The sequence below is a fragment of the Diaphorobacter sp. HDW4A genome (assembly GCF_011305995.1).
Classification (GTDB): domain Bacteria; phylum Pseudomonadota; class Gammaproteobacteria; order Burkholderiales; family Burkholderiaceae_C; genus Diaphorobacter_A.
In genome coordinates this window covers 708,028-730,120 of sequence record NZ_CP049910.1, presented here as the reverse complement: position 1 = coordinate 730,120, position 22,093 = coordinate 708,028, and the positions used below count along the sequence as shown (strand labels likewise).

The following is a 22,093-nucleotide window of genomic DNA, read 5'->3' as shown; positions in this document are numbered from 1 at the left end:
GTTTGAATACCGAGTCCGGGACTGTCTGCGTTCAGGTTGGTTCTGCTAGTTTTTCTCTGATGGCCTTGGCTGTTTCCTTCGCCTTGTCGTTTTCTGCCTTGAGGCGGGCGATCTCTTCGGGGCTTACGCGGTCTACGTTGGAGTAGTCGAGTTTCCATTCCCAATGGCCGCTCCAGACTTGCGGCGATTGCACGGTGGTGCGGGCTGCGGGGGCGGTTTCGAGGACACGCAGAGCGAGCTCGAGCGTGGCGCGTTGAGACGCTTGGTCGTGCGGTTTGCCTGCGCCGTTGCCGAGCGGGAAGTCAGAGAACAGAAAGCGTGGCACGCCCACGTATTCGATGATGTCCTTGGCGCAGCCCATGATGACGGTGGGGATGCCTGCGGCTTCCAGCGCGCGGGCGGTCAGGGCGATGCTTTGGTGGCAGATGGGACAGTTGGGCACAAGCACAGCGACGTCGGCGCCTTCTGACTTGCAGCGTTCGATGATCCGCGGAATGTCGACATCGAGCGTGTGTCGCTGGCTGCGGTTGGTCGGCACGCCGTGGAAATTTTTCGTCAATCGTCCGATGCGTCCTTCTTCGACAAAGCGACGCATCAGCGGCAGCGGAAACCACGCGTTGCCGTCTTCCATCGAGGTGTGCTTGCGGTCGATGCCAACATGGGCAATGCGCAAGTCGTGGTCCACTGCGGTGTCGCCCATGTAGGGCTCGTAGAACTTGGCCGCTGCGTTGTAGGGTGCGCCAGGGCCTTGCGGACCCTTGTCGGGTTGGTAGGGCGACGCGGTGGTGAGCAGCGCCACGGTGCATTCCGCCAGCGGTTTGGTGAGCGGCGTAAATGGCACCTCTGCATAGTGCGAATAGCGATACGGGTTGTTGTAGCCCAGCGCCAGATACCAGTCGCGCGTGCGCTGCATGTAGGGCACTGGCACGTCGCCGGAATGGGCCATGCCGAGGCCTTCGCTGGATTCGGCGTTGGCCTCTTCCACGCTGGGCAACTTGGGGGCATTGCTTGTCATGTCTTGCTTCTCCAAAATGAATCGGTCTATACCTGTGCGATGCCTGCCTGTTTGGCAATCGCCTTGAAGCGCTGGATCTGCTGCTGGATCAGCGCGGTGATTTCCGCTGGTGACTGCAGCATCAACTCGCCGCCGAGGCTCTCGTCCGCAAAGCGTTTGGCCTCGTCGGTCTGCTTGATTTTTTCCACCGATTGCGCCAGTGTCTGGCGCAGCGACTCGGGCGTTCCCTTGCGCACGAAGAAGCCCACCCAGCTGTAATGGTCGTACTCAGGATAGCCGCATTCGCGCACGGTTTTCAGCTCAGGCACGGCATGGTGGCGCTGCACGCTGGTGATCGCGAGCGGACGGAGCTTGCCGGCCTTGATGCTCGTGATCGCGCCACCCCAGTCGAGCAACCCGGCTTGCACCTGGTCGCCCATGAGATCGGCCATCAACGGTGCCTGGCCCTTGTACGGAATGTCTTGAAACTTCGCGCCCGCAAGGCTTGCGAGATAGGCCGCACCGAGCTGGTAGCCCTGCGAATAGGTGCCCACGCTGACGGCTTCCTTCTTCGAGCGTGCGATCAGATCCTCAAGCGATTGGATCGGCGAATTGGGGGCCACGGCGTAGACCGCTGGTCCGCGATATAACCCCGTGACCGGCGTGAAATCGCCGACCGAGTCGTAGCTGATGTCCTTGAGCATGACCGGATTCACCACCATCAGCGAGATGTTGCCGAGCAGGATGGTGTAGCCGTCGGCGGGCGCGCCCTTCACCGTACCTATGGTAATCAGGCCGTTACCGCCGGGTTTGTTCTCCACCACGAAGCTCGCGCCGAGCGCCTTGCCCGCACGCTCGCCGAAGAAGCGGGCCGCCGTGTCCGAGCCGCTGCCCGGCGTGAACGGCACGATGATGCGCACCGGCTTGCCCGCGAATTCGCTTTGCGCAAGCACGTCCTTCAGCACCGTGGCGCCAAGCGTGGCAAGCGCCGCCGCACGCAGCACGTTGCGTCGCGAGGTCAGGGTCGAGGCGGTCTGCAGATCGATGCGGGTGCTCATGGCGAAGGCTTCCTTTTCCAAATCACGCTGAATGAATGAACGGTTCCGGCTACTTCCGGGCTGTCAAGTGCGAGCGCTCAGCGCCGCGATGTCTTCATCCTGAAGGCCCATGGCGCGCAGCACCTCCCCCGTGTGCTCGCCAAGCCGTGGCGCGGCGGAGTGGATCACGCCACCGCCGCCCTCCTCGCCTCCCAGATGGAACCCGGGGCCGACCAGCATGTGCGTGCCGAGCGGCGACACCACCGTTTGCAGCACCTGACGCGCACGCAGTTGCGGGTGGTCCACGATCTCGTCGATGCGCATCACGCGAGCGCAGGGCACGTCGGCACGCTCGAGCACCGGCTCCCAGTATTCCGGCGGTCGCGCACCAAAAGCCGACTCGATGATCTCGCGCAGTGCGGCGCGGTGTTCGTAGCGCGTGAACCAGTCCTTGAAGCGCTCATCCTCCAGCACATCCTCCCGGTCGAGCGCTGCAAACAGGCGCTGGAATTGCGCCTCGGTCATCGCCGCAAGCACGATGTAGCCATCGCCGCATTGGAAGCGATCGGCCGTGGGCTTGCGGCTCATCGAGAGGTTGCCGAACTGACGCTGCGGCGTTTGGGTGATGGTGAAGTCCGCCACCTGCGTGGACAGAAAACTCAGGCTCGCGTCGAGCATGGACACGTCCACATGCTGACCTAGCCCGGTCTGCGTGCGCTGGTACAGAGCGGTGGACACGGCGAAGGCCGCCGTCATGCCGCTGAGCACATCGCAGAGCGCAAAGCCCGCACGCATGGGCCCATGCTCGGGCTCGCCGGTGATCGACATCACGCCTGACATCGCCTGGATCTTGCCGTCGAACGCCGGCGTGTGCTTTTCCGGCCCCGTATGGCCAAAGCCCGAGATCGAGCAGTAGATGAGGCGCGGATTCAGCGCCCGGAGCGCCTCGTAGCCAAGGCCCAGCTTGTCCATGACGCCCGGGCGGAAGTTCTCCCAGACGATGTCAGCCTCCTGCACCATCCGCCCGATGAGCTCGATGGCCGCGGGCTGCTTGAGGTCGAGCACCACGCTTTGCTTGTTGGTGTTCACCGCCATGAAGGCCGGGGCCATCTTCTGCGCGGCGAGTTCCTTGTTGACGGTGATGGTGCGCGTGTCGTCGCCCGTGGGCGGTTCGATCTTGATGACCTCCGCGCCCTGCAACGCGAACTGGTGCGTAGCGAACGGCCCCGACAGAAAGCGTGTGAAATCCAGAATGCGAAGGTTTTCAAATGGTCTAGACATGGTGGCTTGCGTGCTCCTGTGCTGCGACTCCGGTCTCTGGCCGATGGCGAAAAGCGCTCTATTTTGTTCCAATATTCAGAACGTCATTTCATATTTTTATTTTAGGAACGAAGCGGATATGGGTCAACACGGCAGGCCCGGTGTTTTCCCTGCGGGCTGACGGATTCCCGATATCGATAGCTGGAAAATGCATGTGAAACGGTGATGAGGAACCGCCGGTTCAGCCTTGGCCTTCCCACCTTATAGACACGAAACGATCCGATTATTGACATCCAAAGATGCAATGGTTATAATTCAAGGATGTTTCACAACCTGCCATGCAGGTAATTCGCTGTTTTTTGCGGTGAATACCCCTGCCGGATAGCGTTTACATTCTTTGTGAGCCCACTCCGGCGCCTCGGCCGAATTTCCGGCCCTGATGCCCTTCGCGTCCCGTTGCTCGGCAACTTTTGGACGCTTGTGTGAACCGCGGCAGTCCACTGCCCAGCATGTCTATCGACATCCTGCCGCTCGCACGACCCGCAGGCCCTTGCGCAACTTTGACGTTTGCCATCCGGGCCGCTCTTGGTCACTTATCTCAAGTGTCCGCCCCTCTCCGACCGGAGACAAGCGCGGGGTCTCATGGGCCCTGCGCGCTTCTTGTCTTCGGTCGCCGCATCAGGGAATCGCGGTATGGCAACGCAGCTTCGTTCTGGCGTTGCCGTCATTTCGGTCTTCGTGTTCTGACGGCTTTCAGTCGGCGTCAGGACGAGTTCAACCCCGGGTCTTCTCGCATGCGAAGCGGACCCCTCACGGGAGGACCCACAACGTGGCCAAACAAGTCATCATCGATCATGTGTTCAAGGTATTCGGAGACGAACCGGATGCCGCGCTCGCACTCGTCCAGCAGGGCCTGAGCAAGCAGGAAATTCTTGCGCGCACCGGTCAATCCATCGGCGTTTTCGACGCGAACTTCACCATCGAAGCGGGCGAGATCTTCGTCGTCATGGGCCTGTCTGGCTCGGGCAAGTCGACGCTGGTACGCATGCTCAACCGCCTGATCGAACCCACCGCCGGAAGCATCCTCGTGGACGGCCAGAACATCAATGCATTGAGCGATCGAGACCTGCGAGCATTGCGCCGCAAGGATATCTCGATGGTGTTCCAGTCGTTCGCGCTGATGCCGCACATGACGGTGCTCGACAACACGGCCTTCGGTCTTGAACTCGCGGGCATCGACCGCACGGAACGACTTGCCGCAGCGCAGGAAGCGCTTGAGCAGGTGGGTCTTGGTGCCTGGGGGGCGAGCTATCCCGACGAACTTTCGGGCGGCATGCAGCAGCGCGTGGGTCTGGCGCGTGCGCTGGCGTCCGATCCGTCGATCCTGCTGATGGACGAGGCGTTCTCCGCGCTCGATCCGATCATCCGCACAGAAATGCAGTCGGAACTGCTGCGCCTGCAGCAGATCAAGCGGCGCACCATCGTCTTCATCTCGCACGATCTGGACGAGGCCATGCGCATCGGCGACCACATCGCCATCATGAAGGACGGCCACGTGGTGCAGGTCGGCACACCTGACGAGATTCTGCGCAGCCCGGCCAACGACTATGTGCGCGAATTCGTGCGCGGGGTGGATGCTGCAGCGGTATTCAAGGCGGCGGACATCGCGCGCCAGGCGCTCACCGTGGTGTCCGAGCACGAGAATCGCGGTTGCCGCGCGGCGCTTCGCCTGCTCGAAGATTCCGACCGCGACTACGCCTATGTGCTGAATGCGCGCAAGCGCTTTCTCGGCGTGGTGTCGTCACAGTCGCTGCGCGATGCACTGCAAGGGCATCAAGGCATGCGCGGATTGAAGCATGCGTTTCTGCCTGACGCCGAGCCGCTGGCCAGCACCACACCCGTAGCCGAACTCTTTGGTGCCGTTGCCGCTCGGCCGTTCGCACTGCCAGTGGTGGACGATGACGGCAAGTACCTCGGTGTCGTCAGCCGCACCACGATGCTGAAATTCTTGGACCGAGACACCCCGCCCGTGCCACCGCCGCAAAAGGAAATCCCGACGATCACGCTGAACACACAAGCCGCCTCGTCCGCATCCCACGCCACATCCACCACAACACAAGCATAAGGAGGCCCATGAATGAGTGAAAAAATCGTCGTCACACAGAACACCACCGAACCGAGCGCAACCGATCCATGGGCCAGCGCGACAGAAAGCACGCCAGTGGATGCGGCCACTGCCAACACGACCAACGCCGCGGCCGATCCCTGGGCCGAGACTGCGGCGGCACCTGCCCACTCCGGCGCTGAAGCAAATGCCGCCTCCGTCGATCCATGGGCCACGCCCGACACCGGGGCTGCCGATCCCTCGGCCGGTGCCGATTGGCTGGATGCGGCCGCTGGCACCACGCCCCTCCCCACCGATGGCGGCGGCGGTCTCGCGCATCTGTGGAGCCAGATCACCGCAGGCGGCCCACATGTGCAGGGCTGGATCAACGACGGGCTGACCTGGGTAGTCGAGCACTGCCGCCCGTTCTTTCAGGGCGTGCGCATGCCTATTGACGCAACGCTCAACGGCGTGACTGATGCGCTGCTCGCCGTGCCATGGCCTTTGCTGCTCGCCATCATGGCGCTCGTGGCGTGGCAGTTCGCGGGCCGCGCGCTGGCCATTGGCACCGCCGTGTCGCTGCTGCTCATCGCCATGCTCGGCATCTGGCCCGATGCGATGGTGACGCTCGCACTGGTGCTCACCTCGCTGCTGTTTTGCGTGATCATCGGACTGCCCGCCGGTATCGCGCTCGCGTCGAGTGACCGTGCGCAGCGCCTCACACGCCCATTCCTCGACGCCATGCAGACCACGCCCGCGTTCGTCTATCTGGTGCCGGTGGTGATGCTGTTCGGCATCGGCAACGTGCCCGGCGTGATCGTGACCATCGTGTTCGCGCTGCCGCCGCTGATCCGACTGACCAACCTCGGCATCCGTCAGGTGCGCCCCGATCTCGTCGAGGCCAGCCGCGCCTATGGCGCATCGCCCATGCAACTGCTGTGGAAGGTGCAGCTGCCGCTCGCCATGCCGTCAATCATGGCCGGCATCAACCAGGCGCTGATGCTCTCCCTGTCGATGGTGGTGATCGCTTCGATGATCGCCGTAGGTGGCCTCGGCCAGATGGTGCTGCGCGGCATTGGCCGCCTCGACATGGGTCTGGCGACGGTCGGAGGCCTTGGCATCGTGCTGCTCGCCATCGTGCTTGATCGCATCACGCAAGCGATGGGACAGACCCAGCGCGGAGGAGCGCACTGGTGGCACACGGGGCCGTTGGGCCTGGTGCTGCGACTGGTCCGCTCCAACGACAAGGCAGCCCCTTCCAGCCCAGCGCCTGAGCCATCGCTTCGACAAGCCGTTGGCAAGCACGCCGCCTGATCTTTCACGCCCAACAACAAGGAGAAAACACCTATGTTCCAAGGACACACATTTCTGTCGCAATGCGCGCGCGCCAGCGTGGCGGCCACTGTCATCGCACTGACTGGCGCATCGGTCATGGCCGCATCAGACCTGCCCGGCAAGGGCGTGAAAGTGCAGCCGCTCAAAAGCTCTATCGCCGAAGAAACCTTCCAGACCCTGCTGGTGATGAAGGCGCTCGAAAAGCTGGGCTACGAGGTGCAGGCCATCAAGGAAGTGGAATACCCGACCGCCCATATCGCGCTCGCCAACGGTGATGCGACCTTCATGGCCGATCACTGGAATCCGCTGCACGCCGACTACTACAAGAACGCGGGCGGCGACGCCAAGCTCTACCGCCGGGGCATCTTCTCTGCCAATGCGGCGCAGGGCTATCTGATCGACAAGAAAACCGCCGACCAGTACAAGATCACCAACATCGGCCAGCTCAAGGACCCGAAGATCGCCGCGCTGTTCGACGCCGACGACGACGGCAAGGCCGACCTCACTGGCTGCACACCGGGCTGGGGCTGCGAGGCGATGATCGAGCACCAGCTCACTGCCTACAAGCTGCGCGGCACCATCACCCACAAGCAAGGCACCTACTCCGCGCTGATCGCGGACACCATCACGCGCTACAAGGCCGGCAAGCCGATCCTCTACTACGCCTGGACGCCCTACTGGGTGAGCAACGTGCTCAAGCCGGGACAGGATGTCGTCTGGCTGCAGGTGCCCTTCTCGTCGCTGCCCGGCGAGCAGGCAGGCACCGACACCAAGCTGGCCAACGGCAAGAACTACGGCTTCATCGCCAACAACCAGCAGATCGTCGCCAACAAGGCCTGGGCCGAGCAGAACCCCGCCGCCGCCAAGCTGTTCGAGATCATCAAGCTGCCGGTAAACGACATCAACGCGCAGAACTATCTGATGAGCCAGGGCCAGGGCTCGCAGGCCGACATCGAGCGCCACACCAACGCCTGGATCGCCGCGCACCAACGCACCTTCGACGCGTGGATCACACTCGCCAAGGACGCGGCGGCGCCCCGTCCCTGAACGAGCTGACAGCCCATTTCAACAAACAATTCAAAGGAGCCAAGACAAGAATGATGAGCCAGAATTTCCCCCAAACCGACCACACTGCTGCTCAAGGCACACCGTCTCGCCGCAAGGTGATTCACCAGTTTCTCCGCCTGAGCGCGGTCGCGATGGGGTTGAGTCAGGTACCCGTCATGGCGGCCAATGCGCCAGCCGATGATGCGCTGCCCGGCAAGGGCATCACCGTCACGCCGGTGAAAAGTTCGCTGGCCGAGGAAACTTTTCAGACGCTGCTGGTGATGAAGGCCATGCAGCACCTCGGCTATACGGTCAAGCCCTATGAGGAACTGGAATACCCGCTCGCACACATCGCCGTGGCCAATGGCGACGCCACCTTCATGGCCAACCACTGGAACCCGCACCACTCCGAGTTCTACAAAGCCGCGGGCGGCGACGCCAAGCTCTATCGCAAGGGGGTGTATTCCGCCGGTGCCGCACAGGGCTACATGATCGACCGGAAGACGGCTGAGAAGCACGGCATCACCCAACTGTCCCAGCTCGCCGATCCCAAGCTCGCCAAGCTGTTCGACTCAGACGGTGACGGCAAGGCCAACCTCATCGGCCCCAACGCGGGATGGGGTGGCGAGGCGGTGGTGTGGCACCAGATCGATGCCTTCAAGCTCAAGGATACGGTGCACTACACCCAAGGCAACTACCCCGCGCTGATCGCCGACACGCTGGCGCGCTTCAAGCAAGGTAAGCCGGTGCTCTACTACGCTTGGACACCCTACTGGCTCAGCAACGTGCTGCGCCCCGGACAGGAGGTCGTTTGGCTGGAGGTGCCGTTCTCGTCGATGCCTGGCGTGCAGTCTGGTGCGGACACGAAGATGCCCAACGGCAAGAACTACGGCTTTCCGCTGAACAACGAGTACATCGTCGCCAACAAGGCCTGGGCCGAACGCCATCCGGCGGCCGCACGGCTGTTCGAAGTCATGAGCATTCCGATCAACGACATCAGCACCCAGAACCGCCTGATGCACGACGGACAGAACCAAAGCGCCGATGTCGAGCGCCATGCGAACGGCTGGATCAAGGCACATCAGGCCATGTTCGACGGCTGGATCGAAGAGGCCCGTCTGGCCGCCAAGGCTGCCACAAAGTAACCTCAATTGCAACTTGATGCTACCAAGTTGCACAACGTGGAGACAAAAGGTGCGCAAACAGGCTTCGCCCCTCGAAGCCTGCTTTTTTCCACTGCGACATTCTGGTGTGTGCCTTAGCATGTGCATTTGCCGAATCACTCGTGGTGCTCCATCGCCCCATTCATGCGCCGACTGTCTCTTCAAACCAAAGCCTTCATCGCCCTCACGATCCTGCTCGCAGTGATGATGGCGCTGTTCATCGGCTTCTCGCGCCTCGGCCTGCAGCGTGGCCTCGGGCCGTATGTGGCGGAGATCGAACTGGCACGCATGGACTGGCTGGCGGAGCGGCTGCAGTCGGTCTACCGCCAGCATCACAGTTGGCACCCACTGATCGAGCAACCTGCTCTTTGGCGTGCACTGCGACGTCCGCCGGGCAACTGGATTGCGCCGGAGGAAGCGGAACAACGTGGCAATCCCGGTTTCCCCTTTTTTACGAATCGACCAACTACACCAACCCCTGTCGCGTCCGCACCGCTCATCCTCCCGCCCACCAATGCGTCGAAGCCAGCACCCGCTGCCATCGGCAGACCTGTCGACGGACTGGCCAGGCGCCTGTCGCTGTTGGACGCAAAGGAGCAACTGATCGCTGGCAGTCCTGCACAGCCTGGCAATGCACGCACAGCGCTCAAGGACGAGGGCGGACGCACCATTGGATATCTATTGATGAACCCGCCCGAAGGCTTGGAGCGAGAGGCCGACAAGGCCTTTCTAGAAAAGCAGCTCGGCTTCGTGCTCTGGACCGGGGCGGCGGGCCTGCTCCTCGCCCTGCTCCTGTCGGTCTGGCTTGCTCACCGCTGGCTGCGCCCCATCGGCGTGCTGGTGACGGGAGCCAAAAATCTGGCTGCAGGACATTTGCAGACACGCATTCCCGAGCAGACAGAAAGCGAAGAATTCTCTCGCCTGATCCACACCTTCAACGACATGGCGCAGCAGCTTGACAGCATGGAGACTTCACGCCGCCAGTGGATTGGCGACATGGCGCATGAACTGCGCACGCCGCTCACCGCCATGCGCGCCGAGATCGAGGCTGTTCAGGATGGCGTGCGACAGTTCGATGACCACACCGCTGAGCGCCTGCATCGCCAGCTCATGCGGCTCATTCAACTGGTGGGCGATCTGCGAGCCAGTGTCGATACCACCACCATCGCGCCTGCAAAGATGGAACCCATGCAGCCGATGATTCAGCTCAGCGAGGCGATTGCATCGCTGCAGACGCGTTTCGATCAGACCAACATCTCCATCGAACTCAACGAACCACGCGAGTGGGCGCTTGCCGCCAACGCACCGCGTGTGCGCGGCAATGCTCAGCAACTGCACCGCGTGTTCCTCAACCTGCTCGAAAACTGTTTGCGCTACACAGACCACGGCGGCGAGCTGAGAATCGTCGCCTCCGGTCAACGCGACAAGTCCGGCGCGCATCTGCTGATCGTGTTCGACGACACCAACCCCGGCGTATCCGAGCAGGAGTTGCCGCATCTTTTCGAGCGCCTGTACCGCACCGAATCGTCCAGACAACGTGCAAACGGTGATCTGGGCGGCTCCGGCCTCGGCCTTGCGATCTGCCGCTCCATTGTCCAGGACCATGGCGGCCAGATCGACGCCGCGCAATCCCCGCTTGGCGGCCTTCGCATCACGCTGACCCTCCCTTTGATGGAGAAGTGACATCATGACCAACAACCAGAGAATTCTCATCGTCGAAGATGAAGCCGACATCGCCAACGTGGTGCTCGACTACCTGCGCCACGCAGGCTACGACGCGGAACATGTAGCCGACGGCAACGCGGCGCTTGAACGCCTGCTCGGCTCCAACCCTCCCGATCTGACCTTGCTCGACGTGATGCTGCCGGGCATGGACGGCCTCGAAGTGCTGCGCCAGACCCGCAAAAACGGCGACGCACTGATCATTCTTCTCACCGCCCGCGTCGAAGAAGTCGACCGCCTCATCGGTCTTGAGCTCGGCGCGGACGACTACATCTGCAAGCCGTTCTCGCCACGCGAGGTGGTCGCGCGCGTCAAGACCGTGCTGCGCCGTCGCAAGCCCACCGCAGGCGCAGCACCCGCAGACACCGGCGCGCTGCAGCTCGACGACAACCTCTCACAGGTCTCGCTCTACGGCAAACCCGTGCCGCTCACGCACCGCGAATACCGCCTGCTGCAAACGCTGATCCAGCACCGCGACCGCATCCTCTCGCGCGCACAGATGCTCGAGCTGTCCTACGACGAGGACACGCAGGACCTCAACGAGCGTTCGGTCGACAGCCACGTCAAGAACCTGCGCAAAAAGCTGCGCAGCGCTGATCGCAGTGGCCACGACTGGATCCGTTCGGTCTATGGCGTCGGCTTCGCTTTCGAGCCGCCGGATGCAGGCGGACAAGCCCGTGTGTCGACTTGGGAATCCCTTTGACCTCAATGTGACTCGGCATGGCCCCTAGGCATTGCGCAGCCAATCGTACAGGGCTCACCAAGGCCTGAGCGTGGTCGGCCCCACACCCGCCGCCCTGGCACCGACGATGTGTGCGACTTACTGGACCAGGGCGTCGAATTCAAGATCAAGCGTGGCAAGGGCAAAGGCCTTTCCTTTTCAATCGATTTCCAAGCCCCTGACAGATGGTGTTTTTTCGCGCCGGCGTACCATCTATTGGCAGGAGGTGCCCCATGGAATACGCCGATCACCCCATCGTCGCCCTGTTTCGCCAACGCGCTGAACAGTTGGATGCCGCGCGCGAACCTCGAGATGCAGACGAGGCCATCGTCAAGCTCGCAGTCTGGATGTCCGAGAACATTGATCGACTCGACGGTGATGACATCGAAGCTCTTGTGCAGGTTGGTGGTTCCATGTTTCGTGAGCAACTGCGCCGACGCATGATCAGGAGAGTGAAGTAGGTCGGCCCGGACGCCTTGATCGCGTCAACCCCAAGGATGACGCGGTGGTCGGCCGACCCGCACTCACGGCACCTGTCACCAACTCATAGATTGCCGACCATATTCCCCGGCACGACCCACGCATCGAACTGCTCGCCCGTCACATGTCCGCTGGCAATCGCTGCGTCGCGCAGGCTGGTGCCTTCCTTGTGCGCCTTCTTGGCGATGTAGGCCGACTTGTCGTAGCCGATGTGGGTGTTCAGCGCAGTCACCAGCATGAGCGAGCGGCTGACCAGCTCGGCGATGCGTTCGCGATTGGGCTCGATACCGACCGCGCAGTGCTCATCGAAGCTCACCATGCCATCCGCGAGCAGGCGCACGCTCTGCAGGAAGTTGTGCGCGACCAGCGGGCGGAACACGTTGAGCTCGAAGTTGCCCGACGCGCCGCCGAAGTTGATTGCCACATCGTTGCCAAAGACCTGCGCACACAGCATCGTCATCGCCTCGCACTGCGTGGGATTGACCTTGCCGGGCATGATCGACGAGCCGGGTTCGTTCTCGGGAATCGATAGCTCGCCGAGACCACTGCGCGGACCGCTCGCGAGCCAGCGCACGTCGTTGGCGATTTTCATGAGGCTTGCGGCCAGCGTCTTGAGCGAGCCGTGCGCGTGCACCAGCCCGTCGCAGCTCGCGAGCGATTCGAACTTGTTGGGCGACGTGATGAACGGATAGCCGGTGATCTTCGCGATCTCGGCCGCCACGCCTTCCGCATAGCCCTTGGGCGCGTTGAGCCCCGTGCCCACCGCCGTGCCGCCAAGCGCCAGTTCGTAGAGATGCGGCAGCGCTGCGCGGATGTGCCTTTCACCATGCTCAAGCTGCGCAACCCAGCCCGAAATTTCCTGCCCGAGCGTGAGCGGCGTCGCATCCTGCAAATGTGTGCGGCCGATCTTCACGATGTCGGCAAACGCCTCGCTCTTGGCCTTGAGCGTTGCGTGCAGTCGTGCAATCGCGGGCAGCAGTTTCTGCTCGATGGCCGTCACTGCCGCTACATGCATGGCCGTGGGATAGACGTCGTTGCTCGACTGGCTCTTGTTCACATCGTCGTTGGGGTGTACAAGACGCGACTCGCCACGCTCACCGCCCAGCAGCTCGCTCGCACGATTGGCCAGCACCTCGTTGACGTTCATGTTGGTCTGCGTGCCCGAGCCCGTCTGCCAGACCACGAGCGGAAACTCGTCCGGGTGTTTGCCCGCAATCACCTCATCGGCTGCAGCCAGGATCGCTTGAGTCTTCTTCTCGTCAAGCAGCCCCAATTGATGGTTCACCGTGGCCGACGCGCGCTTGACCTGCGCGAGCGCGTGGATGATCTCGGCGGGCTGCTTCTCGCCGCTGATCTTGAAATTCTGAATCGAGCGCTGCGTCTGTGCGCCCCAGAGCTTGTCTGCGGGAACGTCGATCAGCCCGAATGTGTCTTTCTCCTGCCGAATAGCAGTCGTCATGCGAAAACTCCTTTGAATGTGAGTACATACCAAAGCGGCACGTTTGGCTGGAGAACAAACATGGCGATTTGCGGCCATTGGCTAGTGCGTTCCGCTTGAAAACGAAATGCCGTGCATCGCGCGCGGCATCCCGACCATGCTATCCGAGCGACCAGAAACCATGATGGTGCGACAGGCAAACGGTCCTCAAAGCAGAGTAGAAAATCTTTCACCACGGACCGAGTGATTTGTTTCTAATTGTCTCAACCCCCCTGTGGTTATTGACCGTTGAATCTTCTGCTCCCTCCGTACAGACAGGCTCGACGCCGCTGTCCCCAGGGAAAGCGACGTCCGAACGGCCCGCCTTGAAATTAGTAGTTACGAATTCCACGGCGACTCGTCACACGATCCCGAAATAATCTGCGCCGTTGCATATGGATATTCGCCAACAGCGCTAATTCTGGGCACCGTCCAGTGAAGCCAATATCAATACCAATTCCTATCCCCTTTCACTTCAACTCAGGAGACTTCATGCAATTCCTTCGCGCCCGCATTGCCGTTCCCGCCGTCTTGGCAGCTTTGACACTTGCCGCCCTGCCCCTGACCGCTTCGGCCCAAGAGATGCCCGCCCGCAAGGCAGGCCTCTGGCAAATCACCACCAGCGGCACGACCGGCGCCAACAAGAATCCCGAGCAAGTGATGCAGCAGTGCGTGGACACCGCCAGCGACCAGGCGCTGCAGAAGATGGGCTCCGGCATGATGAACAACATGAAGTGCGAGAAGAACGAGAACAAGAAGGATGGCAACAAATACACCGGCCATGCCATCTGCCAGATGGGCCCCTCCAAGATGGAGAGCAAGAGCGTGACCTCGGGTGATTTCGAGAAGGAATACACCATGACCGCCGATTCCACCTTCAACCCGCCGATGGCTGGCATCTCAAGCTCCAAGTCCGTCATGGTCGCCAAGTGGGTGGGCCCCTGCAAGGCCGACCAGAAGCCAGGCGACGTGATCGTCAATGGCCAGAAGATGAATCTGCTGAACATGGGCCAGCCCCAGAAAAAGTAAGGTTCCCGGGAACTTCTGCAAGCGAAACAGGGGCACCCGAATGGGTGCCTTTTTCATGGCGGTTACATCGAGGGCACAAGGCCGTGCGGGTTCCGTAGCGCGGGACACCGCCGAGTCCTCTATAAGACTTCTCGGGTTTTCCCTGCAGGCGTTGGGCGCTTCGGCGGATAATTGACGGGTTTTCCCTGCGCTTCCCCCGGCGCTCCCATAAACCTAGCAAGCTTCACGATGACCACAACCATCCGCCAGCAGGACCTGATCGACTCGATCGCAGGTGCCCTCCAGTACATCAGCTACTACCACCCCGCTGACTACATCCAGCATCTGGCCCGCGCCTATGAGCGCGAGCAAAGCCCTGCGGCCAAGGATGCGATGGCGCAGATCCTGACCAACTCCAAGATGTCCGCCACCGGCCATCGCCCGATCTGCCAGGATACCGGCATCGTCAATGTGTTCCTGAAAGTGGGCATGGACGTGAAATGGGAAGGCTTCACCGCCGGTCTCGAAGACGCCGTCAACGAAGGCGTGCGCCGTGGCTACAACCACCCGGACAACACGCTGCGCGCGTCCGTCGTGGCCGATCCTCACTTCGCGCGCAAGAACACCAAAGACAACACACCTGCGGTGATCAACGTGCAGATCGTTCCCGGCAACAAGGTGGACATCATCGTCGCGGCCAAGGGCGGCGGCTCGGAGAACAAGTCCAAGATGATCATGATGAACCCGAGCGACAGTCTGGTCGATTGGGTTCTGAAGACCGTTCCCACGATGGGCGCGGGCTGGTGCCCACCTGGCATGCTGGGCATCGGCATCGGCGGCACGGCTGAAAAGGCGGTGCTGCTCGCCAAGGAAAGCCTGATGGAAGACCTCGACATGTACGAGCTTCAGGCCAAGTCCGCTCGTGGCGAGAAGCTCGACCAAGTGGAAGAGCTGCGCCTTGAACTGTACGAGAAGGTCAACGCTCTGGGCATCGGCGCGCAGGGCCTCGGCGGCCTCGCGACGGTTCTGGACATCAAGATCAAGATGTACCCCACGCATGCGGCCTCCAAGCCCGTGGCGATGATCCCCAACTGCGCCGCCACACGCCACGCACACTTCGTGCTGGATGGCTCCGGCCCCGTGTACCTCGACGCTCCATCGCTCGACCTGTGGCCCAAGATCGACTGGGCACCGGACTACAACAAGTCCAAGAAGGTCGACCTGAACACGCTGACCAAGGAAGAAGTGGCAAGCTGGAAGCCCGGCGAGACGCTGCTGCTCAACGGCAAGATGCTCACCGGCCGCGATGCCGCTCACAAGCGCATTCAGGACATGCTGGCCAAGGGTGAGCCGCTGCCCGTGGACTTCACCAACCGCGCGATTTACTACGTCGGCCCGGTCGATCCAGTGCGCGACGAAGCCGTCGGCCCCGCAGGCCCGACGACTGCCACCCGCATGGACAAGTTCACCGACATGATGCTGGAGCAGACCGGCCTCATCGCCATGATCGGCAAGGCCGAACGCGGCCCCGTCGCTATCGAATCCATCAAGAACCACAAGAGCGCCTACCTGATGGCCGTGGGCGGCGCCGCCTACCTGGTCTCCAAGGCCATCAAGCACGCCAAGGTGGTGGGCTTCGAAGATCTGGGCATGGAAGCCATCTACGAATTCGACGTGGTCGACATGCCCGTGACCGTGGCCGTGGATTCGGGCGGCACCAGCGCGCACATCACCGGCCCGGCCGAATGGAGCAAGCGCATCGCCTCTGGCGAGTTCAAGGGCATCGCGGTCGCGGCTGAATAAGGCGGGCCCACCCTCCCCCCACAAAAAATCCCGGTACGCCGGGATTTTTTGCTTTGTGGATCAGAGAAAACTCTTCACCATTTGTCGTCGCTGGACTTCACCGATGCGGGTGCAGCTGACCCTTCCTGTTGCGTCACGCGAGCCTGGCGAGGGGGCGGTGCAGGGGCCACGGTTACTGCCTGCGCATCTCCCATCGCGCCCTTGGCCACGGCAACTTCCTTGAGCTGTTCGCGTACCTGCAGCGCGCCTGCGGGCAACTGGTCGAGCTGACCACGCACGTTCTCGAGGCGGCCATATGAAAAATTCGGCGTCACGCGGTCAGTCATCAGATCACAGCATGGAGACTCCACACGGCCAAGTCGCTGGCCCGTCTGCGGGTCCTTCATCTCCGCGCCCACGTACACCATGGCGTAGCGCGTGCCCTCCTTCATGAGCTGGCCGCTCTGGCTCAGTACCACGTTGACGCCGTCGTGCGACACCACCGTCACCGAGAAGGTACGGCGCATCACCGAGGTGATCGCATAGTCGGGCTCGGGCAGCTTGAGTTTGAACACTGTGCCGTCGGCCACGCGGAGCGCATTTCCAAACCGCTTCAAGAGTATCCCCTCCGTCATGCCCGGCAGAGTCCACGCGTCTGCCGATCACTTGTTCTGCATTGTGCCCCGATCCTTGCAACTGGAGACTAAGGTCGATATGCAGTCGACTGTAAGCATCCATGAGTTAATAGCTTTACAAAACACTACGAAACAACAGCCCACACAACCGATGTCAGCACCCACCGCCAGCCCTGTCCTCGCAGTCCTGTGACTCGCAGACAAAAGGCGTCGGCACACTCACAAGCCAAGTCCTGCGAACGACAAAGGACACAACATCCCCTGTCCGAAACTTGTGGAATCAAACGGCCGCTTTCGTCCAGTCGTTCAACATCAAAATTCACCGCCAACGCGATCCAGAGGACTCACATTTCGTGACCTTGAGCCCCGTCCCCGCAACCTGTTTGCGGCCCAGGACTTGACCTGAACACGGGCTTGAAAAACATGGCCTGCATACGATCAATCGATCACTTTTGCCGCAGGACCTTCATGCTCCGGAACATCGTCAGACTCGCGGGCCTCGCTGCCATTTCGATCATGCTGGGCGCTTGCATGCTGCCCGAGAAATTCGCCGTCGATATCGACTATCTGGCAGACGCCAGCTACCACTACACATTCACAGGAACCGCCGTCAACGTGGCCGCCGCCGTGCAGCAGGCCAAGCTCGGCGGCCTCAACGACAAGGCGCGCAAAGACCTCGACAACGAGGCGCGCAAGATGCGCAGCAATCCGGAAGTCAAGAAGGCCTTGCACGTCGGCAACGGCCGTTTCGAGCTGCAAAGCGAAGGCCAGCGCGCCGCAGGCGAATCCACGCATCTCTTCAACTTCCTGCAGGTCATGACAGACCCGAACACCGGCGTCACCACCATCGCCTCCAACGCCATCAAGGACGGCGATCTCAAGGAGCTGTCCACCCTGCACATCCAACCCAACGGCACGCTCAACATACATCTGCCGAGCAACGTCACCGTGATCTCGCACAACGCTGACTCCACACCGATCTTCGGCAAGGGCAACTATTCATGGAACATTCAGGAACTGAGCCAGCGCCCGGTCATGACGATCCGCTTCACGAGCGCGCAAGAGAGCGCCGCAAAGAACGCGGGCCGCCCCAGCGTGCAGAATGCCGAGCCATGTGATGCCAAAGACGCCGACTGCGCACCCGACGCCGTCCGTCCCGAGCCACCGCAGAGGAGTCTCCGCATGCTGAACGCCACCACGATTCTCTGGCCCTTGTTCGCACTCGCCGCCTGGACCATGTGCATGGCACTGAACCTAGCCTTCCGCCGCGTGCGCGCCACCCTGCGCGACGAAGCGGACATCGCCCAGTTCGCTTACGGCGAGTCCGGTCCGCTACCCGAAGCCATCATCCTCGCCAACCGCAACTACATGAACCTGCTCGAGCTGCCAATGCTGTTCTACGTGGTCTGCGTGATGATCTATGTGACAGGCGTACAAAGCACCTGGCTGGTGACTTTGGCCTGGGCCTATGTAGTGCTACGCGTGCTGCACACCTTCGTGCACCTGAGCTACAACGACGTGCTGCACCGCTTCGCGCTGTTTGCGGCAAGCAATGTGATTCTCACGGTGCAGTGGCTGCTGCTCGCGGCCGCCCTGTTCGCGCAAGCCTGAGCCGCGGCCATCGGTGGCATCTGCGCATCGACATCGTTCGCAATGGCGCTGTACGATCCATGTCTGAACCGCTGGCGGAAGCATCGCTGCACATCGCAGATTTTTCCCGAAGTGGCCTGATCAACCAAGGCAGACAAGACATGCACAACAGTTCCGTCAAGCGCACCGAGCAGACGCTCGCAGCCATCCAGGACGCAGGCGACGAAGGCCGCCGCATCTTCACCCATGTGTATGAGCAGGCCGCACTCGCCGCGGCCCGCGCATCTGATGAGCGCGTGCAAAGCGGCATCTCGCTTGGCCCGCTTGACGGACGCATCATATCCGTCAAGGACCTGTACGACATCGCGGGCGAAACCACTACGGCGGGCTCCGCTGTGCTCAAGAACGCCCCGCCTGCCAGGCAAGATGCGGTGATCGTCCAGCGCCTGCGCCAGGCCGGTGCAGTCATCATTGGCAAGACCAACATGACCGAGTTCGCGTTCTCGGGCATCGGCATCAATCCGCACTACGGCACGCCGGGGAATGCCCGCGACGTCACGCGCATTCCGGGCGGCTCGTCCTCCGGCGCGGGCGTGGCCGTGGCGCGTGGCCTGTCAGAAATCTCCATTGGTTCCGACACTGGCGGCTCAGTGCGCATTCCCTCCGCGTTGAACGGCGTGACCGGCCTGAAACCCACGCAGAACCGAGTGCCACGCGATGGTGCCTATCCGCTGTCGTTCAGCCTGGACAGCGTGGGCCCGCTGGCCCGCAGCGTGCTGGACTGCGCGCAGGCCGACGCCGTGATGAGCGGCCAGTCCCTTGCCTCGCTGCCCGCACGTGAGGTACGCGGCCTGCGCATCGGCATTCCGCGCGGATTGCTGTTCACCCAAACCGACGCCGCCGTGCAGACCGCCTTCGATCAGGTGATCGCCGAACTCTCGCGCAACGGCTGTCGCGTGGACGACATGCAGCTCGACGACTGGTGCGCAGCGCCTTTCAAGCTGCAGGAAAAAGGCACGCTGATCGCCGCCGAGGCCGCGCACATCCATGCCGAAACATTGGCCACCCAGCCAGGTGCCATCGACCCTTTCGTGCTCGCCCGCATCCAGCGCGGTGAAACAATTGCCGCCGCGCACTATGTCGCCGTGCAACGCGCCCGCGCGCAACTGCTGCAGACATTGGACGCCCGCATCGCCGATTGCGACCTGCTGATGCTGCCGACCGTCGCCATGGTCGCGCCGCGCATCGACAGCCTCGCCAGCGCCGAGGCCTTCAATCAGGCCAACATGCTGGTGCTGCGCAACACCTCGGTGTTCAACTTCTACGACTTGCCCGCCATGTCGCTACCGATCAACGTCGGCTCCAACGCACTGCCCGTGGGCCTGATGGTCGTCGGCCAGCGCAAGCGTGATCGTGATCTGCTGGCGATCTGCGCAGCGTTGCAGTCGCAGCTCGAATCGCTGCGATAAGTCCTCGCGTCCGGCATCACCACAAGGCCCGGAGCGCGGCCTCCGGGTCCTGCATGAAGGCGTGCATGACCTTGAAATGCTCGGTCTCACGGTACTCCACTGGCCGCACACCGTCCAAAGAAAACTGGTAGATGAGCGCACCCGGATACGCCATCAGAATCGGCGAGTGCGTCGCGATGATGAACTGGGAGCGCTGCTTTACCAACTCGTGCATGCGCTTCATCGCAGCGAGCTGACGTTGAGGTGAGAGGGCCGCCTCGGGTTCATCGAGGATGTAGAGGCCCAGACCTCCAAACCGCTTTTCCAGCAAGGTGATGAACGACTCGCCATGCGATTGCTCATGCAGCGAATGTCCGCCATACGAATGAATGATCGGCGGTCCGAAGGAGGGTTCGTCATCGAGATGTTCGATCTCGGAGGCCACGTTGAAAAAGCTCTCTGCCCGCAAAAAATAGCCATCGCGCGGCCGCTTGAAACCCTTGGCGATCCGCAGACACTCATGCAAGTCAGAATGCGACGCGCGCGTGGAAAACTGAAAATTCCGACTCCCACCTTCCGCATTGAACCCCATCGCCACCGCAATCGCCTCAAGCAACGTGGACTTGCCTGTGCCATTCTCGCCGACAAACAACGTCACCTTGGGATCAATCCTCAATCGATCAAGCTGACGCACGAACGGCAGATTGAATGGATACACATCCGGCGAGGGAACGCGGTCCCTGACGATAGAGAGGTCGATGATGAAATCACTCGCGATCATTCGAGGGCCGTCCTGAAAATGAATTGATGCGATGATGCACCAATCGATTCAGCCGAGCCGGTTTCCCCAAACAACTCCGACATGACCCCACCCTTCTCCCAAGCCTGCGCCAACAATCAAGCACCCATCCTCGATGTGCTGAAAACCGCGCTAGCTCACAGCACCAGCGTGCTGGAAATTGGCTCCGGCACAGGCCAACACAGTGTCTTCTTTGCGCCGCGCCTGCCACATCTCACATGGCAAGCCAGCGATCTGGAACAGCACCATCCGGGCATTCTCGCGTGGCATGGCGAACGGCCTTCGGCGAATCTGCGTGCGCCTGTCGTGGTCGATCTGGGCGACGCGCATACATGGCCCCATGGGCACTACGACGCAGTTTTCACCAGCAATACAGCGCACATCGTCTCGTGGGAGCTCGTACAGAATCTCTTCAATCTCGTCGGGCAGCACCTGCCCTCGGGCGGGCGGCTGGTGATCTATGGGCCGTTCAACTATGACGGCGCTTTCACCAGCGACAGCAATCGCGCATTCGATGCCATGCTGCGCCAGCGCGATCCGCAAAGCGGCATCCGCCATTTCGAGGACATGATGCAACTCGCGCAAACGCATTCGCTGAGGCTGCTGGCCGACCACGCCATGCCTGCCAACAACCGCACTCTGGTGTTCGAAAAGACGGTGTGAAATTTCCGTGAGATCGGATCACAGGCCCGATTCACTCCTTCCTCTTGTCCTACGCATTGACGACACAAACGCGGCTATCGTGAGGAAATAAAGATTCCGGCCACTGGCCTGTTGACGGCCCCTGTCAGCGCCATTCAGGCCACCTCCGCGAGGAACCCACGATGCCCAAGGAAGTTGTTCAGTCGATAGACGTAACCATCGAATTTGATGGTGCGCGATGCATCCATTCACGCAACTGCGTGCTCAATCGCCCCGACGTGTTCGTGCCCAATGTGGCGGGCGCGTGGATTCATCCGGAGGCGGCCACGGCCGCCGAAGTGCTGGAGATTGCGCACAATTGTCCCTCTGGCGCAATCCAGTGCAAGGCCCCCAATGGCGACGCGATGGAAAAGGCTCCCATCGTCAATCTGGTACAAGTGCGGGAAAACGGCCCGCTCGCGTTTCATGCACCACTGAACATCAAGGGCTGCGATGAGGGTTTTCGCGCCACGCTGTGCCGCTGCGGGGCGTCGAAAAACAAGCCGTTCTGCGATCAATCGCATGTCGACATCGGGTTTCAAGCCACTGGCGAACCGGCGGTTCAAAAATTCGAAGCGCTCGCGCAACGCAATGGCCCCTTGATCATCGACCCGACACCCAACGGACCGCTGCATGTCTCCGGCTCGCTCGAGGTGGTGAGCGGCACCGGAACCACCACGAACAAAGTCACCGACACGTGGCTCTGCCGCTGCGGGCATTCCCAGAACAAGCCCTATTGCGATGGCAGTCATGTGAAGGCCGGGTTCACGGCCGCCTGATATCGTTTTCTCTTCTAACTTTTCGACAGGA

At 61.7% G+C, this 22,093-nt stretch carries 19 protein-coding genes; 13 read left to right on the top strand and 6 right to left on the bottom strand.

Annotated elements, in window-relative coordinates; all coding sequences use genetic code 11:
* Positions 1-31 precede the first annotated feature (31 nt).
* The 3 genes from G7047_RS03245 to G7047_RS03235 all read right to left on the bottom strand — a co-directional run bounded on the left by G7047_RS03245 (position 32) and on the right by G7047_RS03235 (position 3,312).
* Positions 32-1,015, bottom strand: coding sequence for a glycine/sarcosine/betaine reductase selenoprotein B family protein (locus G7047_RS03245; RefSeq protein WP_205904712.1), 984 nt, complete (start codon positions 1,013-1,015; stop codon positions 32-34).
* A 26-nt stretch (positions 1,016-1,041) separates the two neighbouring features.
* Positions 1,042-2,052 (bottom strand): tripartite tricarboxylate transporter substrate binding protein, encoded by a 1,011-nt coding sequence (locus G7047_RS03240; protein WP_166300672.1) that lies wholly within the window; start codon positions 2,050-2,052, stop codon positions 1,042-1,044.
* A 63-nt stretch (positions 2,053-2,115) separates the two neighbouring features.
* The gene (locus G7047_RS03235; RefSeq protein WP_166300669.1) at positions 2,116-3,312 is read right to left on the bottom strand and encodes a CaiB/BaiF CoA-transferase family protein; all 1,197 of its coding nucleotides are present in this window, start codon (positions 3,310-3,312) and stop codon (positions 2,116-2,118) included.
* A gap of 808 nt (positions 3,313-4,120) precedes the next feature.
* Between G7047_RS03235 and proV the strand changes: the two genes are divergently transcribed.
* From proV to G7047_RS03200, 7 genes are all read left to right on the top strand, one after another.
* Entirely contained in the window at positions 4,121-5,416 is a 1,296-nt protein-coding gene (gene proV / locus G7047_RS03230) for a glycine betaine/L-proline ABC transporter ATP-binding protein ProV (protein ID WP_166300664.1), read from the top strand.
* Positions 5,417-5,428: 12 nt separating this feature from the next.
* Positions 5,429-6,709: a glycine betaine/L-proline ABC transporter permease ProW gene (gene proW / locus G7047_RS03225; protein WP_205904711.1), complete on the top strand. Its 1,281-nt coding sequence runs from the start codon at positions 5,429-5,431 to the stop codon at positions 6,707-6,709.
* A 33-nt stretch (positions 6,710-6,742) separates the two neighbouring features.
* Positions 6,743-7,777 (top strand): glycine betaine/L-proline ABC transporter substrate-binding protein ProX, encoded by a 1,035-nt coding sequence (gene proX, locus G7047_RS03220; protein ID WP_166300661.1) that lies wholly within the window; start codon positions 6,743-6,745, stop codon positions 7,775-7,777.
* A 50-nt stretch (positions 7,778-7,827) separates the two neighbouring features.
* Positions 7,828-8,922 (top strand): glycine betaine/L-proline ABC transporter substrate-binding protein ProX, encoded by a 1,095-nt coding sequence (proX, locus tag G7047_RS03215; protein ID WP_371813839.1) that lies wholly within the window; start codon positions 7,828-7,830, stop codon positions 8,920-8,922.
* Between the two features lie 162 nt (positions 8,923-9,084).
* Positions 9,085-10,623, top strand: a complete 1,539-nt coding sequence (locus tag G7047_RS03210) for an ATP-binding protein (RefSeq protein ID WP_166300656.1) — start codon at positions 9,085-9,087, stop codon at positions 10,621-10,623.
* Between the two features lie 4 nt (positions 10,624-10,627).
* Positions 10,628-11,365 (top strand): response regulator, encoded by a 738-nt coding sequence (locus G7047_RS03205; protein WP_166300653.1) that lies wholly within the window; start codon positions 10,628-10,630, stop codon positions 11,363-11,365.
* A 251-nt stretch (positions 11,366-11,616) separates the two neighbouring features.
* On the top strand, positions 11,617-11,844 hold the full coding sequence (locus G7047_RS03200) for a hypothetical protein (RefSeq protein WP_166300649.1): 228 nt from the start codon (positions 11,617-11,619) through the stop codon (positions 11,842-11,844).
* Positions 11,845-11,927: 83 nt separating this feature from the next.
* Here G7047_RS03200 and fumC read toward each other — a convergent pair whose 3' ends face one another.
* Positions 11,928-13,322, bottom strand: coding sequence for a class II fumarate hydratase (fumC, locus tag G7047_RS03195; protein WP_166300647.1), 1,395 nt, complete (start codon positions 13,320-13,322; stop codon positions 11,928-11,930).
* 510 nt (positions 13,323-13,832) lie between these two features.
* Here fumC and G7047_RS03190 point away from each other — a divergent pair.
* Positions 13,833-14,369 (top strand): DUF3617 family protein, encoded by a 537-nt coding sequence (locus G7047_RS03190; protein ID WP_166300645.1) that lies wholly within the window; start codon positions 13,833-13,835, stop codon positions 14,367-14,369.
* A 228-nt stretch (positions 14,370-14,597) separates the two neighbouring features.
* The gene (locus tag G7047_RS03185; RefSeq protein ID WP_166300643.1) at positions 14,598-16,151 is read left to right on the top strand and encodes a fumarate hydratase; all 1,554 of its coding nucleotides are present in this window, start codon (positions 14,598-14,600) and stop codon (positions 16,149-16,151) included.
* Between the two features lie 74 nt (positions 16,152-16,225).
* On the opposite strand, the gene G7047_RS03180 is transcribed toward G7047_RS03185, so the two are convergent.
* Positions 16,226-16,720, bottom strand: coding sequence for a hypothetical protein (locus G7047_RS03180; RefSeq protein WP_240939353.1), 495 nt, complete (start codon positions 16,718-16,720; stop codon positions 16,226-16,228).
* A 513-nt stretch (positions 16,721-17,233) separates the two neighbouring features.
* Between G7047_RS03180 and G7047_RS31045 the strand changes: the two genes are divergently transcribed.
* On the top strand, positions 17,234-18,376 hold the full coding sequence (locus G7047_RS31045) for an MAPEG family protein (RefSeq protein ID WP_240939352.1): 1,143 nt from the start codon (positions 17,234-17,236) through the stop codon (positions 18,374-18,376).
* Positions 18,377-18,516: 140 nt separating this feature from the next.
* On the top strand, positions 18,517-19,824 hold the full coding sequence (locus tag G7047_RS03170; RefSeq protein ID WP_166300641.1) for an amidase: 1,308 nt from the start codon (positions 18,517-18,519) through the stop codon (positions 19,822-19,824).
* A gap of 16 nt (positions 19,825-19,840) precedes the next feature.
* On the opposite strand, the gene G7047_RS03165 is transcribed toward G7047_RS03170, so the two are convergent.
* Positions 19,841-20,584, bottom strand: coding sequence for an AAA family ATPase (locus tag G7047_RS03165; protein ID WP_166300639.1), 744 nt, complete (start codon positions 20,582-20,584; stop codon positions 19,841-19,843).
* Positions 20,585-20,665: 81 nt separating this feature from the next.
* On the opposite strand from G7047_RS03165, the gene G7047_RS03160 reads away from it, so the two are divergent.
* The gene (locus G7047_RS03160) at positions 20,666-21,265 is read left to right on the top strand and encodes a DUF938 domain-containing protein (protein ID WP_166300637.1); all 600 of its coding nucleotides are present in this window, start codon (positions 20,666-20,668) and stop codon (positions 21,263-21,265) included.
* A 161-nt stretch (positions 21,266-21,426) separates the two neighbouring features.
* Complete coding sequence (locus tag G7047_RS31040) at positions 21,427-22,062, top strand: CDGSH iron-sulfur domain-containing protein (RefSeq protein ID WP_166300635.1); 636 nt, start codon at positions 21,427-21,429, stop codon at positions 22,060-22,062.
* Positions 22,063-22,093 lie beyond the last annotated feature (31 nt).

Bases quoted from the DNA above. Each gene is read 5' to 3' on its own strand.
- G7047_RS03245 (WP_205904712.1), bottom strand. From the start codon at position 1,015: ATGACAAGCAATGCCCCCAAGTTGCCCAGCGTGGAAGAGGCCAACGCC.
- G7047_RS03240 (WP_166300672.1), bottom strand. From the start codon at position 2,052: ATGAGCACCCGCATCGATCTGCAGACCGCCTCGACCCTGACCTCGCGA.
- G7047_RS03235 (WP_166300669.1), bottom strand. From the start codon at position 3,312: ATGTCTAGACCATTTGAAAACCTTCGCATTCTGGATTTCACACGCTTT.
- proW (WP_205904711.1), top strand. From the start codon at position 5,429: ATGAGTGAAAAAATCGTCGTCACACAGAACACCACCGAACCGAGCGCA.
- proX (WP_166300661.1), top strand. From the start codon at position 6,743: ATGTTCCAAGGACACACATTTCTGTCGCAATGCGCGCGCGCCAGCGTG.
- proX (WP_371813839.1), top strand. From the start codon at position 7,828: ATGATGAGCCAGAATTTCCCCCAAACCGACCACACTGCTGCTCAAGGC.
- G7047_RS03210 (WP_166300656.1), top strand. From the start codon at position 9,085: ATGCGCCGACTGTCTCTTCAAACCAAAGCCTTCATCGCCCTCACGATC.
- G7047_RS03205 (WP_166300653.1), top strand. From the start codon at position 10,628: ATGACCAACAACCAGAGAATTCTCATCGTCGAAGATGAAGCCGACATC.
- G7047_RS03200 (WP_166300649.1), top strand. From the start codon at position 11,617: ATGGAATACGCCGATCACCCCATCGTCGCCCTGTTTCGCCAACGCGCT.
- fumC (WP_166300647.1), bottom strand. From the start codon at position 13,322: ATGACGACTGCTATTCGGCAGGAGAAAGACACATTCGGGCTGATCGAC.
- G7047_RS03190 (WP_166300645.1), top strand. From the start codon at position 13,833: ATGCAATTCCTTCGCGCCCGCATTGCCGTTCCCGCCGTCTTGGCAGCT.
- G7047_RS03185 (WP_166300643.1), top strand. From the start codon at position 14,598: ATGACCACAACCATCCGCCAGCAGGACCTGATCGACTCGATCGCAGGT.
- G7047_RS31045 (WP_240939352.1), top strand. From the start codon at position 17,234: ATGCTCCGGAACATCGTCAGACTCGCGGGCCTCGCTGCCATTTCGATC.
- G7047_RS03170 (WP_166300641.1), top strand. From the start codon at position 18,517: ATGCACAACAGTTCCGTCAAGCGCACCGAGCAGACGCTCGCAGCCATC.
- G7047_RS03165 (WP_166300639.1), bottom strand. From the start codon at position 20,584: ATGATCGCGAGTGATTTCATCATCGACCTCTCTATCGTCAGGGACCGC.
- G7047_RS03160 (WP_166300637.1), top strand. From the start codon at position 20,666: ATGACCCCACCCTTCTCCCAAGCCTGCGCCAACAATCAAGCACCCATC.
- G7047_RS31040 (WP_166300635.1), top strand. From the start codon at position 21,427: ATGCCCAAGGAAGTTGTTCAGTCGATAGACGTAACCATCGAATTTGAT.